This window comes from Rhodococcus sp. 1R11 (assembly GCF_004563845.1).
In the GTDB taxonomy this organism is placed as follows: Bacteria; Actinomycetota; Actinomycetes; order Mycobacteriales; family Mycobacteriaceae; genus Rhodococcoides.
Genome location: NZ_SPNG01000004.1, coordinates 190,271 through 211,021 on the forward strand (window position 1 = coordinate 190,271; position 20,751 = coordinate 211,021).

Annotated in this window: 18 protein-coding genes and 2 tRNA genes; 12 read left to right on the plus strand and 8 right to left on the minus strand. The window is 64.8% G+C overall.

Annotated elements, in window-relative coordinates; genetic code table 11:
• The first annotated feature begins 30 nt into the window (after window positions 1–30).
• Both serA and E4P29_RS08840 read left to right on the plus strand, forming a co-directional pair.
• On the plus strand, window positions 31–1,626 hold the full coding sequence (gene serA / locus E4P29_RS08835; RefSeq protein ID WP_135043874.1) for a phosphoglycerate dehydrogenase: 1,596 nt from the start codon (window positions 31–33) through the stop codon (window positions 1,624–1,626).
• A gap of 43 nt (window positions 1,627–1,669) precedes the next feature.
• Entirely contained in the window at window positions 1,670–2,680 is a 1,011-nt protein-coding gene (locus E4P29_RS08840) for a 3-isopropylmalate dehydrogenase (protein WP_135043876.1), read from the plus strand.
• 81 nt (window positions 2,681–2,761) lie between these two features.
• On the opposite strand, the gene E4P29_RS08845 is transcribed toward E4P29_RS08840, so the two are convergent.
• Entirely contained in the window at window positions 2,762–3,997 is a 1,236-nt protein-coding gene (locus tag E4P29_RS08845) for an MFS transporter (protein ID WP_167735424.1), read from the minus strand.
• A 132-nt stretch (window positions 3,998–4,129) separates the two neighbouring features.
• On the opposite strand from E4P29_RS08845, the gene E4P29_RS08850 reads away from it, so the two are divergent.
• From E4P29_RS08850 to E4P29_RS08860, 3 genes are read left to right on the plus strand one after another with little or no spacing between them, the layout of a single operon-like run.
• Window positions 4,130–4,903, plus strand: a complete 774-nt coding sequence (locus E4P29_RS08850; protein ID WP_135043878.1) for a fumarylacetoacetate hydrolase family protein — start codon at window positions 4,130–4,132, stop codon at window positions 4,901–4,903.
• A 7-nt stretch (window positions 4,904–4,910) separates the two neighbouring features.
• Window positions 4,911–6,386, plus strand: a complete 1,476-nt coding sequence (gene gltX, locus E4P29_RS08855; protein ID WP_135043880.1) for a glutamate--tRNA ligase — start codon at window positions 4,911–4,913, stop codon at window positions 6,384–6,386.
• A 46-nt stretch (window positions 6,387–6,432) separates the two neighbouring features.
• Entirely contained in the window at window positions 6,433–7,443 is a 1,011-nt protein-coding gene (locus tag E4P29_RS08860; RefSeq protein ID WP_167735425.1) for a YihY/virulence factor BrkB family protein, read from the plus strand.
• On the opposite strand, the gene E4P29_RS08865 is transcribed toward E4P29_RS08860, so the two are convergent.
• Window positions 7,395–8,966, minus strand: a complete 1,572-nt coding sequence (locus E4P29_RS08865) for a bifunctional 3'-5' exonuclease/DNA polymerase (protein ID WP_135043882.1) — start codon at window positions 8,964–8,966, stop codon at window positions 7,395–7,397. The genes E4P29_RS08860 and E4P29_RS08865 overlap by 49 nt on opposite strands.
• A 241-nt stretch (window positions 8,967–9,207) precedes the next feature.
• Here E4P29_RS08865 and E4P29_RS08870 point away from each other — a divergent pair.
• Together E4P29_RS08870 and E4P29_RS08875 are read left to right on the plus strand one after the other, a co-directional pair.
• Window positions 9,208–9,279 (plus strand) — tRNA-Gln (locus tag E4P29_RS08870).
• Window positions 9,280–9,372: 93 nt separating this feature from the next.
• Window positions 9,373–9,445: transfer RNA gene (locus E4P29_RS08875), tRNA-Glu, on the plus strand.
• Window positions 9,446–9,535: 90 nt separating this feature from the next.
• Here the strand turns inward: E4P29_RS08875 and E4P29_RS25910 are convergent.
• Together E4P29_RS25910 and E4P29_RS08880 are read right to left on the minus strand one after the other, a co-directional pair.
• On the minus strand, window positions 9,536–9,703 hold the full coding sequence (locus tag E4P29_RS25910; RefSeq protein WP_167735426.1) for a DUF5302 domain-containing protein: 168 nt from the start codon (window positions 9,701–9,703) through the stop codon (window positions 9,536–9,538).
• A gap of 119 nt (window positions 9,704–9,822) precedes the next feature.
• Window positions 9,823–10,551, minus strand: coding sequence for an IclR family transcriptional regulator (locus E4P29_RS08880; protein ID WP_135043884.1), 729 nt, complete (start codon window positions 10,549–10,551; stop codon window positions 9,823–9,825).
• 146 nt (window positions 10,552–10,697) lie between these two features.
• On the opposite strand from E4P29_RS08880, the gene leuC reads away from it, so the two are divergent.
• The 3 genes from leuC (at window position 10,698) to E4P29_RS08895 (ending at window position 13,661) form a co-directional block, all read left to right on the plus strand.
• Window positions 10,698–12,152, plus strand: coding sequence for a 3-isopropylmalate dehydratase large subunit (leuC, locus tag E4P29_RS08885; RefSeq protein WP_245154229.1), 1,455 nt, complete (start codon window positions 10,698–10,700; stop codon window positions 12,150–12,152).
• A 47-nt stretch (window positions 12,153–12,199) separates the two neighbouring features.
• Window positions 12,200–12,817, plus strand: a complete 618-nt coding sequence (gene leuD, locus E4P29_RS08890) for a 3-isopropylmalate dehydratase small subunit (protein WP_135043886.1) — start codon at window positions 12,200–12,202, stop codon at window positions 12,815–12,817.
• A gap of 148 nt (window positions 12,818–12,965) precedes the next feature.
• Entirely contained in the window at window positions 12,966–13,661 is a 696-nt protein-coding gene (locus E4P29_RS08895) for an HU family DNA-binding protein (protein ID WP_135043888.1), read from the plus strand.
• Window positions 13,662–13,780: 119 nt separating this feature from the next.
• Here the strand turns inward: E4P29_RS08895 and E4P29_RS08900 are convergent, their stop codons facing one another.
• The 3 genes from E4P29_RS08900 to cofC form a co-directional block, all read right to left on the minus strand.
• Entirely contained in the window at window positions 13,781–14,716 is a 936-nt protein-coding gene (locus tag E4P29_RS08900; protein WP_135043890.1) for an NUDIX hydrolase, read from the minus strand.
• Complete coding sequence (locus tag E4P29_RS08905; protein ID WP_245154246.1) at window positions 14,716–16,848, minus strand: RNA degradosome polyphosphate kinase; 2,133 nt, start codon at window positions 16,846–16,848, stop codon at window positions 14,716–14,718. Before E4P29_RS08905 ends, E4P29_RS08900 begins: the two co-directional genes overlap by 1 nt.
• A gap of 190 nt (window positions 16,849–17,038) precedes the next feature.
• On the minus strand, window positions 17,039–17,836 hold the full coding sequence (gene cofC, locus E4P29_RS08910) for a 2-phospho-L-lactate guanylyltransferase (RefSeq protein WP_209205357.1): 798 nt from the start codon (window positions 17,834–17,836) through the stop codon (window positions 17,039–17,041).
• Window positions 17,837–17,937: 101 nt separating this feature from the next.
• Between cofC and E4P29_RS08915 the strand changes: the two genes are divergently transcribed.
• Both E4P29_RS08915 and E4P29_RS08920 read left to right on the plus strand, forming a co-directional pair.
• The gene (locus E4P29_RS08915; protein WP_027496659.1) at window positions 17,938–18,936 is read left to right on the plus strand and encodes an NAD(P)H-dependent glycerol-3-phosphate dehydrogenase; all 999 of its coding nucleotides are present in this window, start codon (window positions 17,938–17,940) and stop codon (window positions 18,934–18,936) included.
• A gap of 73 nt (window positions 18,937–19,009) precedes the next feature.
• Window positions 19,010–20,116, plus strand: coding sequence for a D-alanine--D-alanine ligase family protein (locus tag E4P29_RS08920; protein ID WP_245154230.1), 1,107 nt, complete (start codon window positions 19,010–19,012; stop codon window positions 20,114–20,116).
• A 9-nt stretch (window positions 20,117–20,125) separates the two neighbouring features.
• Here the strand turns inward: E4P29_RS08920 and E4P29_RS08925 are convergent, their stop codons facing one another.
• A complete protein-coding gene (locus E4P29_RS08925; protein ID WP_135043899.1) occupies window positions 20,126–20,749 on the minus strand; it encodes a DUF3515 domain-containing protein in 624 nt (207 codons plus the stop codon).
• Window positions 20,750–20,751 lie beyond the last annotated feature (2 nt).

Here is a 20,751-nt window from a genome sequence, read left to right on the forward strand (position 1 = left end):
CGTCTCGAACCGATATAGGGAGTTTTTCACGTGAGCCAGCCAGGCCGTCCTGTCGTTCTGATCGCCGACAAACTTGCGCAGTCCACCGTCGAGGCACTGGGTGACGGCGTCGAGGTCCGTTGGGTCGACGGCCCGGATCGTCCCGCGCTGCTCGCCGCGGTTCCCGAGGCCGACGCGATTCTCGTGCGCTCCGCGACCACGGTCGACGCCGAGGTGCTCGCCGCCGGGACCAATCTCAAGATCGTCGCCCGCGCCGGTGTCGGCCTGGACAACGTCGACGTACCCGCAGCCACCGAGCGCGGAGTCCTCGTCGTGAACGCACCGACCTCCAACATCCACACCGCCGCCGAGCACGCAGTCACGTTGCTCCTCGCGGCCGCGCGCCAGATCCCCGCTGCCGATGCCACCCTGCGTCAGCACGAGTGGAAGCGCAGCAAGTTCAACGGTGTCGAGATCTTCGGCAAGACCGTCGGCGTCGTCGGACTCGGCCGCATCGGCCAGTTGTTCGCGCAGCGTCTCGCCGCATTCGAAACGCACATCATCGCCTACGACCCCTACGTCTCCGCTGCTCGCGCGGCGCAGCTCGGTATCGAACTCGTGAGCTTGGACGAGCTGCTCGAGCGCGCAGACATGTTCTCGGTTCACCTGCCCAAGACACCGGAGACCAAGGGCATCATCGGCAAGGAAGCTCTCGCCAAGACCAAGCCCGGGGTCATCGTCGTCAACGCCGCACGCGGTGGGCTGGTCGACGAGCAGGCACTGGCCGACGCCATCACCTCCGGTCACGTGTTCGCTGCGGGCATCGACGTCTACGCCTCCGAGCCGTGCACCGACAGCCCGTTGTTCGAGCTGCCGCAGGTCGTCGTGACCCCGCACCTCGGGGCGTCGACCACCGAAGCTCAGGACCGCGCGGGCACCGATGTGGCCAAGTCCGTATTGCTGGCTCTCGCAGGCGAATTCGTACCCGACGCGGTCAACGTCAAGGGTGGGGCCGTCGGCGAAGAGGTATCGCCGTGGCTCGAAATCGTGCGTAAGCAGGGTGTGCTGCTCGGAGCCCTGTCCGACGAGCTGCCCACCTCGTTGTCGGTGGACGTTCGCGGCGAACTCGCCAGCGAGGACGTGCAGATCCTGAAGCTGTCTGCGCTGCGCGGACTGTTCTCGGCCGTCATCGAGGATTCGGTCACGTTCGTCAACGCACCCTCGCTGGCCGAGGAGCGCGGTGTCACAGCAGAAGTGACCACCGCTCCCGAGAGCGAGAACCACCGCAGTGTCGTCGACATTCGCGCCGTCTACGGTGACGGATCGGTGCTCAACGTTGCGGGCACTCTGACAGGCACCTCGCAGGTCGAGAAGATCGTCAACATCAACGGCCGCAACTTCGACCTCCGCGCCGAGGGCAAGAACCTCATCGTCAACTACGCGGATCAGCCCGGCAGCCTGGGTCGAATCGGCACTCTGCTCGGCGACGCAGGAATCGACATTCAGGCCGCAGCGCTGAGCCAGGACTCCGAGGGCGACGGCGCAACCATTCTGCTGCGCGTCGACAAGGACGTTCCGGCAGAGCTCAGTGCGAGCATCGCCACCGCTGTGGGGGCGTCCACCATAGAGCTGGTCGACCTGTCCTGATCGCTCGCAGCCGATCGGACCGACACGAACTACGAGGAGTGAAATGAAGCTGGCCGTCATCGCCGGGGACGGAATCGGACCGGAGGTCGTCGCCGAAGCGCTTGCCGTTCTCGACGTGGTCGCACCCGGAGCCGAGAAGACCGAGTACGACCTCGGTGCGCGGCGCTACAACGCCACCGGAGAGTTGCTGCCGGATTCGGTGTTGGCAGAACTGCGTGAGCACGACGCGATTCTGCTGGGAGCCATCGGCGATCCGTCGGTGCCCAGCGGAGTTCTCGAGCGTGGACTGTTGCTGAGGGCGCGATTCGAGCTCGATCACCACATCAACCTGCGGCCGGCCAAGTTGTATCCGGGTGTCGTCGGTCCGCTGGCCGGGGACAAGCAGATCGATGTCGTCGTCGTGCGCGAGGGTACCGAGGGTCCGTACACCGGCAACGGCGGTGCGCTGCGCGTCGGTACACCGCACGAGGTGGCCACCGAGGTCAGCGTCAACACTCGTTACGGCGTGGAGCGCGTGGTGCGCAACGGTTTCGAGCGGGCGCTGACCCGCAAGAAGCACGTGACGCTGTTGCACAAGACCAATGTGTTGACCTTCGCCGGCAGTCTGTGGGCACGCACGGTCGAGGCAGTGTCGGCAGACTTCCCGGACGTCGAGGTCGCGTATCAGCACATCGATGCCGCGATGATTCACCTCGTCACCGATCCCGGCCGGTTCGACGTCATCGTCACCGACAATCTGTTCGGCGACATCGTGACCGACCTCTCGGCTGCCGTCACCGGCGGAATCGGTTTGGCCGCAAGCGGAAACATCGACGCCACCGGTACCAACCCCAGCATGTTCGAGCCGGTCCACGGCAGCGCACCGGACATCGCCGGTCAGCAGAAAGCCGATCCGACAGCCGCGATCCTGTCGGTGTCGCTGCTACTGGCGCACCTCGGCGACGCTTCGAACGCAGCACGGGTCGAGGCCGCTGTCGCAGCGGATCTCGCCGAGCGAGGAACCACCACCGCGTCGACGAAAGAGATCGGCGCACGAATCGCCGCTCGCCTGTAACTCTCACGTCTCGACATGCCACGGTGGGTTGCCGGCCCACCGTGGCATGTCGTGTATCACGGGCATGTCACTTTCGGCACGTCAGCCGGCGCGGTCTGCACCGGCGTCGGACGTCTCGTCCGAGGGCTCGGGGGCCGGATCGTCGGGCACGATCGGCACGGACAGCGCGGGAAAGACCGCCGACACCAGGAACGCCACGGGGAAGCTGATGGCCGCGATAGCGCCGAACACCGGCGGTACAGCCGAGGCGAACACGTACTGACTCGTGTTCTGCACCCCGAGAGCACGTCCGCTCCAATACGGTCCCGAGATTTCCGCGACAGCGGTGAACGCAAGACCGTTGGGGGCGACGGTGGCGACGGACGCGACCACGAGCAGGACGATGGCGGCAGGGGAGTCGAACCAATCGGCGATGCCGAGCCCGAGCATGCTGGCAGCGGCCGTCACGGCGACCCACCGCAGCGGCCGCATGCGGCTACCGACACGGTCGGACAGCGCGCCGACGCTCATCCGGCCCAGTGCACCGAGAATCTGGGTCACCGTGACGAGGACACCTGCGGCCGCGGCCGTCCACCCTCGGTCTGTCATCAGCCACACGAGCGCATACGTCCAGACCACGTACTGCGGCACCACCAACAGGATGGACGTGGCGTGAATGCGCCACAGCTGGCTGCTGCTGCGGTACGGATTGTCGAGCAGACCCTGCGCCGCAGCATCGATGCGGTTCGGTCGCGGAGGGTCGACCACAGCCAGACTCAGCAGGGCGCTCGCAGCGCACACGGCGGCGGGGACGAGCAACGCCGCGCCGACGCCGTGGTCACGTGCAATCGGCGGGATGGTCAGTGCCGCGACGGCCACGCCGAGGGGCACCGACATCTGTCTGATGCCCATGGCCAGTCCACGGCGATGCGGCGGGAACCACCCCACCACGACGCGTCCGCTGGCGCTGTTCGCGCTGGCCGCGGACATACCGCCGACCAACAGTAGAGCGGCGAGCACCGGAATGGACGTGCTGAACACTGCAGCGAGACTTGCGGCTGCGGTGAGACCGAGCCCGATCACCAGAACGAGGCGCTCGCCGATGCGGTCGACGAGCACGCCCCATGCGATGAGGGTCAGCATGATCCCCACGGTGGGCATCGCAACCACGAATCCCGCGGTCGCGAGTCCGAGTCCCCGGTCGTCGTGCAGGGCGGGGATGAGAAATGCAGCACCGTTGATGAAGACGGCACCCGCAGTCTGCGCGAGCATCCCCAGCACGAGCATGAACCACCGTCGCGTCTCGCCGATACTGGACATCTGCTTCGTGGCGCTCATTCCGGCCTTTCGTCTCACTATGTGGAAATCAAATCTTGCTATCTGGATACAGTTCGGAACATTACACCGGCGAAAGATCGACGGAGTGGACGGCATCGGCGCGCGGAGAACGGCGGTCGATAGACTTTCGACATGCGTCTCGGTCGAATTGCAAGTCCTGATGGTGTGGCATTCGTGAGTATCGAAGGTGAGGGGGATGCCCGGACGGCGAAGGAAATTGCCGAACATCCTTTCGGCACACCGACGTTCACGGGTCGGTCGTGGCCACTGGCCGACGTGCGACTGCTCGCACCCATCCTTGCCAGCAAGGTCATCGCCATCGGTAAGAACTACGCCGCTCACGCCGCCGAGATGGGTGGTGAAGCGCCCAAGGATCCCGTCATCTTCATCAAGCCGAACACCTCCATCATCGGACCGGGTGCGGCCATCGTGTTGCCGCCGTCGTCGAACGAGGTGCACTACGAGGGCGAACTCGCCATCGTGATCGGTCGTCCGTGCAAGGACGTGCCCGCCTCCAAGGCATACGACGTGGTGCTCGGATACACCGTCGCCAACGACGTCTCGGCACGCGACCACCAGAAGCACGACGGGCAATGGACCCGGGCGAAAGGGCACGACACGTTCTGCCCCCTCGGGCCGTGGATCGAGACGTCCCTCGATCCTTCCGACCTCGAGATCAAGACCGAGGTCGACGGCGTCGTCAAGCAGCAGAGTCGTACTTCGCTTCTGCTGCACGACATTCCGAAGATAATCGAGTGGGTGTCCGCAGTGATGACCCTGCTGCCCGGAGACGTCATTCTGACCGGAACGCCCGAGGGTGTCGGCCCCATCACCGATGGAGACAGTGTGTCGATCACCGTCGAGGGAATCGGAACCTTGACCAATCCAGTCGCAGCGAAGAAGTAGGACAACGATGACCACAGCAGCAGACGTCCGCGTTCGGTTCTGCCCGTCGCCCACCGGCACACCGCACGTCGGTCTGGTCCGCACCGCCCTGTTCAACTGGGCGTTCGCGCGACATCACGGCGGTACTTTCGTCTTTCGGATCGAGGACACCGACGCCGCTCGCGATTCCGAGGAGTCCTACGCGGCCTTGCTCGATGCGCTGCGATGGCTCGGTCTGGACTGGGACGAGGGCCCCGAGGTGGGCGGTCCCTACGAGCCCTACCGTCAGTCGCTGCGACGCGACCAGCACGTGGCTGTCGTACAGCAACTGCTCGACGCCGGCGAAGCCTACGAGTCGTTCTCCACGCCCGAGGAAGTCGAAGCGAGGCACAAGGCCGCCGGGCGTGATCCCAAGCTCGGTTACGACAACTTCGATCGTGACCTGACGCCGGAACAGCGGCAGGGATTTCTCGACGAGGGACGCGGAGCCGTCGTGCGGCTGCGCATGCCCGATCACGATCTGACGTGGAACGACCTCGTGCGCGGAGAGACCACGTTCAAGGCGGGAACCGTGCCGGACTTCGCGTTGACCCGCGGTAACGGAGTTCCGTTGTACACGTTGGTCAATCCGGTCGACGATGCCCTCATGAAGATCACGCACGTGCTGCGCGGCGAGGACCTGTTGTCGTCGACACCTCGACAGCTCGCACTGTACGAGGCACTGATCCGAATCGGCGTGGCCGACCGCACCCCGGAGTTCGGGCATCTGCCGTTCGTGATGGGCCAGGGCAACAAGAAGCTGTCCAAGCGTGACCCCGAATCGAACCTCTTCATCCACCGCGACCGAGGCTTCGTCCCGGAGGGGCTGCTGAACTACCTGGCGCTTCTCGGGTGGGGCATTTCCGACGATCACGACGTGTTCTCGCTCGACGAGATGGTGGCGGCGTTCGAGATCTCGTCTGTCAATTCCAACCCTGCGCGCTTCGACCAGAAGAAGGCCGACGCGATCAACGCCGAGCACATCAGGATGTTGGCTGCAGACGACTTCGCGGCACGGCTACGCAAATTCCTCGTTGCGCAAGGGCATCTCACCGAGCCGGTCGACGAGAAGATGTTCGCTGTCGCAGCCGATCTGGTGCAGACTCGCATCGTCGTGCTGTCGGATGCGTGGGGCCTGTTGAAGTTTCTCTTCGTCGACGACGCGGAGTTCGAGATCGATCCTGCGGCGGCGGCCAAGAATCTCGGTGCAGATGCGGCACCTGTGCTCGACGCCGCCATCGAGGCACTGACCGCAGTGACGGATTGGTCGACGGCCGAGCTGGAAGTCGCCCTCAAGGACGCGCTGATCGAGAAGATGGAACTCAAGCCCCGCAAGGCCTTCGCTCCGGTTCGGGTGGGAGTCACCGGCTCCCACATCAGCCCGCCGCTGTACGAGTCCATGGAACTTCTGGGCCGCGAGAGGACTCTCGCTCGTCTGACCGCCGCACGTACCCTCATCGCGTGACAGCGGTGCGACGCGGGCCGTCGTGGTCGGTCGGAGACCTTCGTACATGAGCGTCGCCGACCGACTGGATCGACTGCAGCGCAGGCGTCCGGTTCTCGGATTCCCGATTGCGGTGGTCTACAAGTTCGTCGACGATCAGGGTGGTTACCTGGCGGCGCTGATCACGTACTACGCATTCGTTTCGCTCTTTCCTGCGCTACTGCTGTTCTCCGTGATTCTGGGCATCGTGTTGATGGGCAACCCCGAGCTGCAACAACAGATCCTGAACTCGGCACTCGGTCAGATCCCGGCGATCGGGGAAGAATTGGGGCGTCCCGAACGGATAGGTGGCGGCACGGTCGGTTTGACGGTGGGTATCCTCGGCTCGCTCTACGGCGGGCTCGGTGTGTCCGTTGCGCTGCAGAACGCGATGAACACCGCATGGGCCGTACCGAAGAATCTCCGGCCCGATCCCATTCGAGCCCGAGTGCGGGGATTGGGTTTGCTGAGCACCGTAGGTCTGGCGGTACTGGCTATCACCGCACTCAATGTGCTCAGTGCCGCAGGATATTTCGGCCCGGAATCCGGTCTCGTCGTGTTCGTGATCGGAACGCTGCTCTACGTCGGGGTGTTCGTCGTTGCGTTTCGGCTCGCCACGGTGCGAGCGGTGTCCATCGGAGAGGTACTTCCGGGAGCCATAGCAGCCGGTCTGACGTGGCAGCTGCTCCAGACGTTCGGCGGTGTGTACGTGAAGTACGTCGCCGCGAGTGCGACTGTGACCAACGGCGTCTTTGCGGTCGTGCTCGGGCTGTTGGCCTTTTTGTACGTGACCTCGGTATCGATCGTGATCTGCATCGAGATCAATGTGGTTCGGGTCGACAGGCTGTTCCCGCGGGCCCTTCTGGCCCCGTTCACCGACGACGTCGAACTGACCGAAGGTGACAAACTCACCTACACCGGACAGGCAGAAGCGCAGCGCAGTACCGCGTTCGAGGACATCGACGTGACGTTCGAGGACCCACCGAGCGCTCAGTCGGATTCCGGCCCGAACTCCGGCTCTCCAGCCGGTGCACCGTAGAAGCGGTCGATCCTGGTCTCCATCGGAAAGCGCACCGCCGTGTCGCCGAACATCAGACGCGTAGCCGAGTCTGCCGCTGCCGCAACGGCCTCGGACACCCACGGTGCGTCTCCAAGTGGACAGTGCACCACTACTTCGTCGTGCTGAAAGAACACCAACTCACTTCTGCTGGACCGCAATCGTCCGCGCAGATCCGCCAACAGACACAGAGCCCATTCGGCTGCGGTCGCCTGCACGACGAAGTTGCGGGTGAATCGGCCACGGGCGTGGGCGTCACCGGTGGACCACCACTGCGGCGTAGGGGGAGGGCACGCTCGGCCCAGCCACGACCGGACCACCTCGCCGCGCTCACCGGCCCGTGCCGCCTCTTCCACGACTGCCACCGCATCGGGAAACCTGGCGCGTAGGCGGGTCAGCAACGCACGAGCCTCGCCCGACGTCGCGCCGTACAGCACTCCGAGAACGGCGACCTTGGCGTGTGCACGATCACCGTCGAACGACTCGGCCGCGACAGGGGCGTAGAGATCCGCTGTGCCCGCAGCGGCGACCATGCGTGGGTCACCCGACATCGCGGCGAGTATGCGGGGCTCGAGCTGGCCGGCGTCGGCGGCGACGAAGGTATACCCGGAGTCGGCGATCACGCTGGCGCGCAGCGGCTTCGGGATCTGCAAACCCCCGCCGCCTCGGCTCGCCCAGCGGCCGGAGACGACGGCCCCGGGCACGTAGACCGGCCGGAAACGATCTCCGCGAACCCATGCGTCCAGCCACGTCCACCCGTTGGTGCTGTGCAGTTTCGACAGATCTCGGTGGCGAAGCAACAGCGGCACCGCAGGATGGTCGATGTCTCGGATCACGTGTGCGCGAGTGGATGTGAGCTCGATGCCGGCGCGCGCGAAAGCGGCGACCACTTCCACGGGTGAACTGGGGTTCACGCGGCGCTCGAACGCCGACGAGATCTCGTTCTCGAGCTTCACCAACGCCGGGGGAGTCGATCCGTCGACCGGCCTCGCGCCGAGCGCCGCGTCGAGGTGCCGCCGGTGCGCGGCGGCCGAGAACGGCAATCCGTCGAAGGTCATCTCGGCCGCGGCCAGACCTCCGGCCGACTCGGCGGCCGCCAACAACTGCAGCGCCCGATCGTCGGCGATCTCCTCGCTCTGACGGCGGTAGTCCGCGAGCACTGCCACCGGATCCGCATGCGGGTCGGCGTCGAACAATCCGGGTCGAAGGTCTGCGGGCGTGGACGGTGTCGTGGTGCGCCCCGTTCGCATCGCGAGAATGGCACCGACGAGGGCGAGATCGTGGCAGCGCCGGACCCTCACCCCGCCGTCGAGCAGTCGCGGGTAGACGTGGCTCGCGTCCTCCCATACCCAACGGGGAGCGTGCTCTCGCTCGACAGCGGCCACGGAGCCCACCAGATCGTCGGTGACCTCCTCGGTAGGGGAACTGCCGCCGAGTGGGGAGCCGTCCTCGTCGAGGCGGATCAGTACGGCCCGGTTGCCCTGGGGAACGAGCAGCACCTTCATCGGCGTCTGCGAAGTTCGAGAACGCTCACGAAACAGAAGTCTGCTGCATGCTCGGCGGCCGACGATGCGCGGGTTCTGCGTTCATGCGATTGGCGTTCGACCCGGCATCACGGACGGTCGAGGGCAGTTGCCAGGGCTCTGAGCAGCCGATTTGGAGAATGGGTAGTCACCTTTGATAGTCTCTATCCCGGCTCGAAACGCAGTGCACATCGATCGGATGCGTATTTCGATTCAAGTCCATTGGGGTATGGTGTAATTGGCAACACAGCGGTTTCTGGTACCGCCATTCTAGGTTCGAGTCCTGGTACCCCAGCGAGCAGGTAAGCGGCGATTTTGCCGCTGATGCCGAGGCAGTTAAGCTACCTCAGCATCACGTGTTCGATACAACATTGCAGGTGAAGTTCCTGGCCCCGTCGTCTAGCGGCCTAGGACGCCGCCCTCTCAAGGCGGTAGCGCGGGTTCGAATCCCGTCGGGGCTACGAAGACAGCACCCCCTCGATCTCCGGATCGAGGGGGTGCTGTCGTTTCGGTGCGACCGTCGTTTCTGTCGTGCGTGGTGTCGCTTCGCGTCAGACGCTCTTGCGGCGGAACATCTTCTGGTGATCGGCCGGACCGTGGGCGTTGTTCACCTTGGGGCCACCGTCCTTGTGATCGACGGAGTTGTGCGATCTGCTGTTCTTCTGTTCGAGGACCTCGCGGAACTTCTTCTTCAATTCTTCGCTGCCGGATTCTGACATGGGGCACTCCTTGCAGTCGGCGACCGGCCGGGTGGGCCGTTCGAGACGAACGTACTCCACTTCTGCGGCCTCTTCAGCCGGTTTTTCGGTGGTGCGCACGATCGGCCTCGGTTCGGCACTCAGAGGCGCTTGTGCAGCGCGTCGGCGGCGGCGAGCAGGTCTGCCGCCCAGCGCGCGCCCGGCTTGCGTCCGATGCGGTCGATCGGACCGGAGACCGAGATCGCAGCCACGACACTGTCGTTGCTGTCGCGAACGGGAGCCGAGACGCTCGCGACGCCCGGCTCGCGTTCACCCGCGCTCTGTGCCCATCCGCGCCTGCGGATCTCCAGCAGGACCCGTTCGCCGAATTCGGCGTCCGGCAGCACTGTGCGTTGGGTCTGCGAATCTGCCCACGCCAGAAGCACTTTGGCACCGGAGCCCGCTGTCATGGGCAGCCGGGCCCCGACGAGCACGGTATCTCGGAGGCCGGTCGGGGGCTCCATGGATGCGACACAGACGCGTACGGTCCCCTCGCGACGGTAGATCTGCACGCTCTCTCCGGTGATTTCGCGAAGCCGAGGCAGTACCGATGCTGCGGCGTCGAGCAGTGCGTCCGACGCGCTGGCAGCCAATTCCCCCAGTCCCGGGCCGGTGCGCCACAATCCGTCGGCATCGCGCACGAGGAGGCGGTGGGTTTCGAGCCCGACCGCGAGACGGTGCGCGGTAGCGCGGGGTAGCGCTGTGCGGGCACACAGGTCGTTGAGAGTGCAGGGTGTCTCGGCCACTGCGTGCAACACGGCCATCGCCTTGTCGAGGACACCGATACCGCTCGATTTGTCGACGGTGCCGCTCAGGCTATGCTGTCTCATAGAACGATATTAGCCTCCCGAATGCTGAGATTGCACAACCGCGAGAAGTCCAGCGTGCCGCGGGGGGATGATGTCGAGACGATCACGCGAGGTGGACCAGCCCGTCCGCCGGCGCGACGACAGGGAAGACGAGGTCTGCGACAGCGATGTCCGAAACGATGAAATCCGATGCGTCCGTGACGCAAGCGCCGAAGACGCTGGCGGAGAAGGTGTGGGACCAACATGTGGTCGTCCCCGGCGGGGGTGAAGGCGGTGCACGTGAACCGGATCTGATCTACATCGATCTGCACCTCGTGCACGAGGTCACCAGCCCGCAGGCATTCGACGGTCTGCGATTGGCCGGCCGCGAGCTTCGTCGCCCGGACCTGACGATCGCAACGGAGGACCACAACGTCCCGACGGCCGACATCTTCGCGCCCATCGCCGATCTCGTCTCACGCACCCAGGTCGACACTCTTCGCCGCAACTGCGAGGAATTCGGAGTTCGGTTGTACCCGATGGGAGATCTCGATCAGGGCATCGTCCACATCATCGGCCCCCAGCTCGGTCTGACCCAGCCGGGAATGACGATCGTGTGCGGAGACAGTCACACCTCGACGCACGGCGCATTCGGTTCGATCGCAATGGGAATCGGCACCAGCGAGGTCGAGCATGTGATGGCTACTCAGACTCTGTCTCTGCGACCGTTCAAGACCATGGCCATCACCGTCGACGGAGAACTGGCTCCCGGCGTGACGAGCAAGGATCTGATTCTCGCGGTGATCGCCAAGATCGGCACCGGAGGCGGTCAGGGATACGTGCTCGAGTATCGCGGTGAGGCCATCCGCAAGTTGTCGATGGAAGCCCGAATGACCATCTGCAACATGTCGATCGAGGCCGGGGCGCGCGCGGGCATGATCGCACCCGACGAGATCACGTACGAATACCTGAAGGGACGGCCACATGCGCCCCAGGGGGCGGAGTGGGATGCGGCGGTGGCCGCCTGGAACGAACTGGCGACCGACCCGGATGCAGTGTTCGACAACGAGGTACACATCGATGCGAGCACTCTGACCCCGTTCGTCACCTGGGGGACGAACCCGGGTCAAGGCGCTCCGTTGGGAGATGCCGTGCCCGATCCCGAGGCCATGCTCGATGAGGGCGAGCGCGTATCGGCCCAGAAGGCCTTGCAGTACATGGGTCTCGAAGCCGGGACACCGATCCGCGAGATCTCCGTCGACACCGTGTTCGTCGGCTCCTGCACCAACGGCCGCATCGAGGATCTGCGCGCGGTGGCGTCCGTCCTCGAGGGCCGCCGCGTCGCAGACGGCGTGCGAATGCTGGTGGTACCCGGGTCGATGCGGGTGCGCGCGCAGGCCGAAGAGGAAGGACTCGGTGAGATCTTCACCGCAGCAGGGGCAGAGTGGCGGCAGGCCGGCTGCTCGATGTGTCTGGGAATGAACCCCGATCAGCTCACCTCGGGAGAGCGTTCGGCGTCCACGTCCAACCGCAATTTCGAGGGGCGTCAGGGCAAAGGTGGTCGCACTCACCTCGTGTCGCCTCTGGTTGCGGCGGCCACTGCAGTTCGCGGAACCCTGTCCTCTCCGGCGGATCTCGCGTAGCAGCGAGCCCTCCGACCGGATCGATCGAACTCACAGGAGAAATTTCGATGGAAGCTTTCACTCGACACAAAGGCATCGGCGTTCCGCTCCGGCGGTCCAATGTCGACACCGACCAGATCATTCCGGCGGTCTATCTCAAACGAGTGACCCGCACCGGATTCGAGGACGGATTGTTCGCCGGCTGGCGATCCGATCCGAACTTCATCTTGAACCTCGCGCCCTACGACCGCGGATCGGTTCTCGTGGCCGGGCCGGACTTCGGCACGGGATCGTCACGCGAGCACGCTGTCTGGGCGCTGTCGGACTTCGGTTTCAGGGTCGTCATCGCATCCAGATTCGCCGATATCTTCCGCGGAAACATGGGCAAGGCAGGCTTGGTGGCGGCCGAGGTGGAGCAATCGGACGTCGAATTGCTGTGGAAAGCCTTAGAAGAACAGCCCGGTCTGGAGCTCGTCGTGGACCTCGTCGACAAGACGGTCACGGCTGGAACTTTGGTGGTGCGCTTCGCGATTGACGACTACACGCGGTGGCGTCTGCTGGAGGGTCTGGACGACATCGGACTGACATTACGCCAGGTAGAGGCCATTACGGAGTACGAAAAGTCAAGGCCTTCATACAAACCCCTCACCCTTCCGGCAAGGATCGAAGAGCCTTCGAAAAGGTGACGGACGGGGGTCCGACACGCTTTGCGGCCCTGAAGCATTCCGCGACACCGAAATGAAAATTGGCGTGGCGCATAGACTCTTGACGACTTGGGGTTTACCGTTGTAGTAGTCGGTCCGACGATGGGCCACAATATAGCGGAGGAAATCCATGAACAAGGCAGAGCTGATTGACGCCCTGACCGAGAAGTTGGGGTCTGACAGGCGGAGCGCCACAGAGGCTGTCGAGAACATCGTCGACACCATCGTGCGCGCGGTCCACCGCGGCGAAAGTGTCACGATCACAGGCTTCGGCGTGTTCGAGCAGCGTCGTCGTGCGGCGCGTGTCGCCCGTAACCCCCGCACCGGTGAGACCGTTCGCGTCAAGCCGACCAACGTTCCGGCATTCCGTCCGGGCGCGCAGTTCAAGGCCGTCATTGCCGGTGGGCAGAAGTTGCCCGCAAGCGGACCTGCCGTCAAGCGCGGTTCGGCTGCAGCTCCGGCGAAGAAGACTGCGGCAGCGAAGAAGACCGCCGCCAAGAAGGCAGCGGTGAAGACGACTGCCCGCAAGGCCACCACCGCCGCGGCCAAGAAGGCAGCTCCGGCAAAGACTGCCGCCAAGAAGGCAGCTCCCGCAAAGACTGCCGCCAAGAAGGCAGCTCCCGCAAAGACCACCGCACGTAAGACCACGACGGCTGCTGCCAAGAAGGCTCCGGCCAAGACGACCGCACGCAAGGCCGCAACCACTACGGCCCCTGCCAAGAAGGCTCCGGCCAAGACAGCGGCCAAGAAGACCGTTGCCAAGAAGGCTCCGGCCAAGAAGGCTCCGGCCAAGAAGGCTCCCGCGAAGCGCGCTGCAAAGAAGTAGCGCTTCAACGGCGCCGGTCACCTACGATCGAGTCGTTCTCGCACTCACAGAAGGCCCCGACCGAAATTTCGGTCGGGGCCTTCTGCTGTGTTCGTGATTCGTGGATCCTCGGATGCAACTCAGTCCTCGGTTACCGCATTCGGTAGTGGGCTGGCGATGTGGTCGGCCGCGACGAGCCGACCGTCGTGGCGCGAGAGCACCCACACGCTCCCTTTTCGATTTCTGTTGGCAGGCAACGTGATGCCGTCCTTGTCGGCCCACCATCGCATGAGGTCGGGGATCACCTTGCCCTGGCTGCAGATCACGGGTGTACCCATCGTCTCGGCGATGTCGCGAGCCCGGTGGCGGCCCTTTCGCGGGTCCTCGGCATACCCTTCCTCGGACAGCAAGTGCTCCGGTTCCATCTGCACGCCCAGTGATTCGGCAAACGGCGCGACCGTCTGTTCGCACCGAACGCGGTCGGCCGCATACACCGAGTCACCTCCGAATGCTCCGAGCAGTGAGACCAATGCCTCGGCCTGACGTCGACCGGTCTTGTCGAGGGGGCGGTCGGCGTCGTTGCCCTTGTATCGCGACCGCGAGCCAGCACTGCCGTGCCGGACCAGCAGCACGGTCGACGTAGCGGCCGGCTTGGCGACGAATCGTCGAAGAATCTTGTGGTCCATGGGATACGAGAGTTCGCCGCCGATCTTGTCGGGTGCGATCCAACGGAGTTCGTCCACTTCGTCGTTCGGGACGAATTCTCCGCCGGTCGCCTCGGCAGCCCAGTAGAGCACCTTCTTCATGCGACGGTGGCCGGGAATCGGGTAGGTGACGTACGACAGCGACCGGCCGAGTGTCGAGTCGAAGCCCGTCTCCTCCTTGACTTCTCGGACAGCCGCATCGACCGCTGTCTCCCCGGGATCGAGCTTTCCCTTGGGGAACGACCAGTCGTCGTACTTCGGCCTGTGTACCAGAGCTACTTCCACAACCGAGTCGTTCTCCGGCGATCGTCGCCACAGAATCGATCCGGCCGCGAAGATGTTGGCGCGGGGGGAGCCATCGGAAGTGCCCATCAGGACGCCTGATTCCTCCGGCTGCGCATCAACTCCACCTGATGTTCTCGGACACTTTCGCCTTGCGCAGGCGACGCGACCCAGCCACCGTCCGGCCCCAGTTCCCAGCAGCGGGTGGTGGGGTCGAGGGCCGAGTCGAAGATGTCACCGAGTTGCTTGGTCAGCTTCGGATCCTTGACCTGGGCCATCACTTCCACTCGCCGGTCGAGGTTACGGTGCATCATGTCGGCGCTGCCGATCCAGAATTCGTCGGCACCCTGGAAATGCAGAACCCGTGAGTGTTCCAGGAATCTGCCCAGAATGGACCGAACTTCGATGTTCTCCGACAGGCCCGGTACGCCCGGCTTGAGAGCACAGATCCCGCGTACGACTACCTTGACGGGGACCCCGGCGACCGATGCGCGGTACAACGCGTCGATCACCTGCTCGTCGACAAGTGCGTTGGCCTTGAGGCGAATCCCGGCTGCGCGGCCCGCCTTCAGGTGCTCGACTTCCGCTTCGATGCGCTCGACGATGCCGCGTCGCACGCCGTACGGGGCCACAAGAAGATTGCGGTACTTGGACTTTCGCGAGTATCCGGTGAGCGAGTTGAACAGGTCGGTGAGGTCCGCACCGATTTCGGGCGACGACGTGAGCAACCCGACGTCCTCGTAGATACGCGCCGTCTTGGGGTTGTAGTTGCCCGTGCCGATGTGGCAGTACCGACGGATGACCGATCCTTCTCGGCGGACGACGAGGCACGTCTTGCAATGAGTCTTGAGCCCGACGAGGCCGTAGACCACGTGCACTCCGGCCTTTTCGAGCTTGCGTGCCCACTCGATGTTCGCCTGCTCGTCGAATCGTGCCTTGATCTCGACGAGTGCAACCACCTGCTTGCCGGCCCCGGCCGCGTCGACGAGTGCGTTGACGATCGGTGAGTCACCCGAGGTGCGGTACAGAGTTTGCTTGATCGCCAGGACCTGCGGATCGGCCGCGGCTTGTTCGATGAAGCGCTGCACGCTGGTGGAGAACGAATCGTACGGGTGATGCACCAGAACGTCGCCGTCGCGAAGCGTCGAGAACACGCTCTTCGGGGTTTCGCGCTCACCGAACGCAGGATGCGTTGCCGGGACGAAGGGAGCGTCCTTGAGATTGGGACGGTCGACGCTGTACACCTGCCACAGGCACGACAGATCGAGCAGACCGGGAACCTGAATGACGTCGCCCGGATCGACGTCGAGTTCGCGCAGCAACAGTTCGAGCATGTGCTCGGTCATGTCGTCGGCGATCTCGAGGCGGACGGGGGAACCGAAACGCCTGCGTGCCAGCTCTCGTTCGAGTGCCTGCAGGAGATCCTCGTCGCGATCCTCCTCGACCTCGAAGTCGGCATTACGAGTGATACGGAACGCGTGGCTCTCGACCACCTCCATGCCGGGGAACAACACGTCGAGGTGTGCCGAGATCAGTTCCTCCATCGACAGGAAGGCGTCGATGCGATGGCTCCCCTCACCGCGCTTGACGCGTACGAATCGGTCGACGTTGTCGGGTACCTTCACGCGGGCGAAGTGCTCGCCGGTCGTCGAGTAATCCTTGACTGTCACAGCGAGATTCAGGCTCAGGCCGCTGATGTACGGGAAGGGGTGCGCCGGGTCCACGGCCAGCGGGGTGAGGACAGGGAAGACCTGTTCGGTGAAATAGTCGGACAGGCGAGCGCGCTCGTCGCTGTCGAGATCGGACCACCGGATGATCGCAATGCCCTCGGCCGTCAGCTCGGGCAGGATCGAATCGAGCAGTACTCGGGCATGTTTGAGAGCGAGCTCCTGAGTGCGCTGCCCGATGACCGCGAGCTGCTCGCGCGGGGTCATACCATCGGCCGATCGAACCGACAGGCCGGTCTCGTCGCGGCGTTTGAGCCCTGCGACGCGAACCATGTAGAACTCGTCCAGATTGGACGCGTAGATGGCCAGGAATTTGGCACGCTCGAGCAGCGGCAGGGACGAGTCCTCTGCGAGCGCGAGAACGCGGGAGTTGAAATCGAGCCAGCTCAATTCCCGGTTCAGATAGCGATTTTCGGGAAGCACCATGGCGGCATCCACCGATTCCGGAGTGGCGGCAGGAAGGGCGGAGGGAATGCTCGGCATCGTCGCGGCCATCGGGGCGCTCCACACCGGCTCTACACCGTTGCTGTCCGTACCGTTGCTGTCCGTACCGTTGCTTTCCGCGGTCTCGATCGCCGGATCTTCGGTCGCTGGCTGTGCGTCGTCTGTGCTCACAGCACGATCATCCCCCATACCCGCCGCCGGTGAAACTCCGATGACCGAACTTGTTCGCACGTTCACCGAATCACGCGGTGGTTGCGGATTCCTCGTCGCTCCAACCGAGTGAGCGAAGTACGGCCGTCGTCTCCGGTCCGACCCCGAGTCGATGAGCCCGACGCACGTCGTCGACGGTGTCGACGTCCAGCCGGAGTCCCGGCCACTGGCCGTCGAGCGGCCGCGCCCCCGACAAGGTGTGGCGCCGTGCGGAATCCGACCCGAACAGTGGCGCGAGCTCGCCGGCCGAATCTTTCAGGATCAGCGCTGCGGTTCCGGTTCCGTGATGGTCGACCACGACGGACCTGCCTCCGGACACTGCGGTTGAATACGCCTGCGCGAGTTCGGCGGGACGCAGCGCAGGCAGATCCGCTTGCAGCGCAACGATGTCGACTCGATCGGCCGGGGCGACACCGGGGTTCCCGTGGCGATCGCGTGGTGCGTGATCGACCCGCAGCGCGTCCGCGGCAGCGGAGAATGCGGCATTGAGGCGAGCTTCGGGATCTCGAGCGCCGGAGGCCATGGGTTCGTCCAACACCCGGGCTCCGATCTTTCGAGCGGTGTCGGCGACGATCGGGTCGGGTGTGACGACGGTGACCGAATCGACCACCGACACCGATCCGGCCGCGGTGACCGTGTCGACGAACATGGCGAGCACCAATCGGGTCCGGTCGGCACCGGAGAACTCGGACGCCAGACGGGACTTCGCTGCTGTCAGATCCTTGACCGCGATGACGACCCCGACCGTGCGGCGCAGCGCATCGGACGGCCGACCCTCGCGGTCGTCGTCGCTGCTTCGAAGTGCGCCCATGGTGTTCGATCCTGCCAGCGTCACCGATGTCTGCCGACTCCGACCGCCCGGGCAGGTCTGCGCGTTAGGGTGATGCGCGCGTAGGCAGGGCATCGGCGAGCAGGTGAGAGGTTGGCGGCATGAGCAGAGCAGCGGTACTGGGGTCCGGTTCGTGGGGTACCGCATTCGCCAAGGTGTTGGCCGATGCCGGAACCGACGTCACCATGTGGGCGCGCCGAGAGGAACTCGCTGCCTCGATCAGCGAACGGCACGAGAACGCGGATTACCTCCCCGGAATCGAACTGCCGTCGTCGATCCGCGCCACGAGCGATCCGGCGACCGCTCTCGACGGTGCGGACATCGTGGTGCTCGCAGTGCCGTCGCAGAGTCTGCGCGCGAACCTGGGGGAGTGGACGGATGCGATCGCACCGCACGCGACACTGCTGTCTCTGGCCAAGGGGATAGAGACCGGAACGCTCATGCGCATGAGCCAGGTGATCTCACAGGTGACCGGGGCCGATCCCAGCCGGGTGGCCTGCCTGTCGGGGCCGAATCTGGCGCGGCCGATAGCCGAGGGTCAGCCGGCCGCGACTGTCATTGCCTGTTCCGACTCGCAGCGCGCGCTTGAGATTCAGAAGGCCTGCGCGACAGGATATTTCAGGCCATACACCAACTCCGACGTCATCGGTGCCGAGATCGGTGGTGCGTGCAAGAACGTCATCGCCCTCGCTTGTGGAATGGCCAGCGGAGTCGGCTACGGCGAGAACACCCTCGCGTCGATCATGACGCGAGGCCTGGCCGAGATCATCCGGCTCGGTGTCGCGCTCGGTGCCACACCGTCGACGCTGTCCGGGCTCGCCGGCGTGGGAGATCTGGTCGCGACCTGCTCGTCGCCGCTCTCGCGCAACCGCACGTTCGGTGAGCGTCTCGGTTCGGGGGGCTCCCTCGAGAGCGCGCAGGAAGCAGCGCACGGGCAGGTGGCCGAGGGCGTGAAATCCTGCACGTCGGTGCGTGCGCTCGCCGAGAGCTACGACGTCGAGATGCCGTTGACCGATGCCGTGCACCGTGTGTGTCACGGGGGAATGTCGGTTCCGGACGCGGTGGGTCACCTACTGGGGCGTCGAATCAAGCCCGAGTGAGGTTACGTTCGCGAGGTGTGCACGAACAGGGCGAATCCGCGTTCGAGGGGAGACGGCGGTACGGTTTGTCACCGTGAGTACTCCCCGAATCAAAGTTGCCGTCGTCTTCGGTGGCCGCAGCAGTGAGCACGCGGTGTCCTGTGTCTCGGCGGGTAGCGTGCTCGCGAATCTGGACCCCGATACCTACGAGGTGGTCCCGGTGGGGATCACCCCCGACGGTGCCTGGGTGCTCGGCTCCAGTGATCCGGATGCGCTGACAATTCGTGATCGAGTACTGCCGACGGTGGACAAGTCCGGCACCGCACTCGCGTTGAGCACCGATCCGGGACGCGCGGGCGCACTGATCGCTCTCGGTGAGGGTGACGCCGGACAGGTCCTGGCTGCGGTCGACGTCGTGTTTCCGGTGCTGCACGGGCCCTACGGCGAGGACGGCACCCTGCAGGGAATGCTCGAACTCGCCGGTGTTCCGTACGTGGGTCCCGGAGTGTTGGCCAGTGCCGCAGGCATGGACAAGGAGTTCACCAAGAAGCTTCTGGGAGCCGAAGGACTACCGATCGGCAGGCAGGTCGTGCTGCGACGCGGCACCGATGACCTGACCGAAGCCGAACGCGACCACATCGGGCTCCCTGCCTTCGTCAAGCCCGCGCGAGGCGGATCGTCGATCGGAATTTCGCGCATCACCTCGTGGGATCACCTGCACTCGGCGATCGGCGTTGCCCGCGAGCACGACCCCAAAGTGATCGTCGAAGGAATGATCCACGGCCGCGAGGTGGAATGCGGCGTACTCGAATTCCCCGACGGCAGCGTCCGCGCCAGCGCGATCGCCGAAATTCGGCTCCCCGACGCGGACAGCGACGATCACGCCTTCTACGACTTCGACACCAAGTACCTCGACGATGTCAGCGAATTCGACATTCCTGCCGCACTCGACGACGACATCAGCGATCGCATTCGCGAACTCGCAGTAGCAGCCTTCCGCGCACTCGACTGCCAAGGATTGGCGCGCGTCGACTTCTTCGTCACCGAAGACGGCCCGGTGATCAACGAGATCAACACGATGCCCGGATTCACGTCGATCTCGATGTACCCCAAAATGTGGGCCGAGAGCGGAATCGACTACTCGACACTGATCAGCACCCTGATCGACACAGCTCTCGCACGCGGTACCGGCCTGCGCTAGAGCTCGGCGCTACTGCAGCGGTGCCGGGTCGAGGGGCTGCTGAGGTAGTGCTGCCGACACTGCCGACGAGGCATCCTGGAGAGGTGTCGGGCCGGAGTCGCCGGGAATGGTGAGAGCGATGTACGTGCCGCGATCGACGACGAACCATGTGCTGGCGTCGATGCCGTCGTTCTCGCCGGACACCTCGAACCACTGGACGCCATCGATCACCTGAAGTGGTGCGGCCACATCGAATCCGACCGGTCGAGGCAGTCCGCAGCGAAGCACGACCGGCTCGGCGTTCTCCTCGGCCGATACCCAGGCACGGACTCCGACAGGTGCCGGGTCGGCCAGGTCGGCGCGGCTGTAGTCGCCCAGCTCGTCGGGCAGCGCATCGAGGAGGGTCGAGCACTGTGCGCTCGCGGCGTCGGGTGCGTCTACCGGTCCCAGCGCTACCGGATCGTGGGCGGGGGAGCTGTTCACCGCTATCGCGGCCACGAGAACTCCCACCACCAACGCGACCGGCAGGGCGATCGCGGTGGCTATGACCGCAGGGTGGCGCTTCTCGTCGGCCGCTGCTGCATTCTCGGACCGGGTGCCGGCGTCGTCGCCGCTGTCGTTGTCGTGGTCGTTGTCGTGGTCGGCAGAATTCATGC